2 protein-coding genes are annotated in these 1,241 nt (G+C 27.7%); both read right to left on the reverse strand.

What is annotated here, in order from left to right; genetic code table 11:
* A partial coding sequence (locus HG1285_RS00920) for a UbiA family prenyltransferase (protein ID WP_008289526.1) occupies positions 1–424 on the reverse strand: 424 nt, incomplete at its 3' end.
* The gene (locus HG1285_RS00915) at positions 421–1,197 is read right to left on the reverse strand and encodes an HAD-IIA family hydrolase (RefSeq protein ID WP_008289527.1); all 777 of its coding nucleotides are present in this window, start codon (positions 1,195–1,197) and stop codon (positions 421–423) included. The genes HG1285_RS00915 and HG1285_RS00920, both read right to left, overlap by 4 nt.
* Positions 1,198–1,241: the final 44 nt, after the last annotated feature.

The raw sequence follows: 1,241 nt of genomic DNA on the forward strand, positions 1-1,241 counted from the left end.
AAACAGCTCCTAAAATAAGATGAACGAAATTTGTAAATCTTTTTCCAAGTGGATAAATGATAAGAAGTAAAATAGCAACTGGTGATAAATAAAAAGCAAGTTTATTTAGTTTGTAAGCAGAAAATACCAAAACCAAAGAAGAAATCACAGCCAAAGCTAATATTTCCACAGGCTTTACAAGTCCTTTTACAGATGCCCAGTTTTGAGAGCGGGGGTTTAATTTATCAAAAGGAAGGTCAAAAAATCTATTAAATGCCATTCCTGCAGTTCTACCTGCAATTAAGGCAACAATTATCCAAAATAATTTTTCAATTTCTGGTAATCCTTTATAAACTATGAATATAGAAGCTACGGCAAAAGGAAGAGCAAAAATAGTATGTTCAAATTTAACAAGTTCTGAATATATTTTTAGTTTTTTTATCAATTTAATGCACCTTTAAGCTGTTTTAATGAATAGACAATATAATCAGGTTTAAAATCTTGTGGAATATCTTTTTCTTTATACTTTCCAGTTGTTATAAAAATTGTTTTGATTCCAATTTTGGAAAATGGTATTAAATCTGTAAAAATATCATCGCTAATAATAGCTAAATCTTCCATATTTATATCTTTGAAATACTTTAAAAGCTGGTTGTTATATTCATCACTATTTTTCCCAAAATGTACCCACTGCCTTTTAGTTGCATAAGAAAACATCTGAGCCACTGAGCCAACTCCAGGAAAAACAAGTCCATCATCATCTTTTGTTATTAGATTTGCGTTTAAAGCAAGTATGTGGGCATCATTTTCTTTTACTGCAGTAGTTGCAATTTTCATTTTCTCAAAACTAAAGTTTTTATCCTGTCCTATGATTACAGCTTCTACATCTGGATTATTTCTAACATTAAAACTTTCTTTAAAAAATTTAATTAAATTTTCAGAGCCTATTACATAAATATCCTTTATATTTTTTCTTTTTAAATACTCAGGAGCAACGTATAGAGGGGTTATAACATTATCAAAAGAAACATCAATTCTTTCTTCCCTTAATTTATCCACAAGTTGATTAGGAGAATATAGCGTATTATTAGTTGCTATCTTGAATTTAATATTTTTATTTCTCAAATAATTAATAAATTCAGGTGCATCTTCAAAAGGAGTTAATGCTTTATCTTTTGTTAAAACTCCATCTAAATCTATGATTAATCCTTTTACCATTAAGAAATACCTAAAATTTTTGATTTTATTTTACAACAAAAATT

It is taken from the genome of Hydrogenivirga sp. 128-5-R1-1 (genome assembly GCF_000171895.1).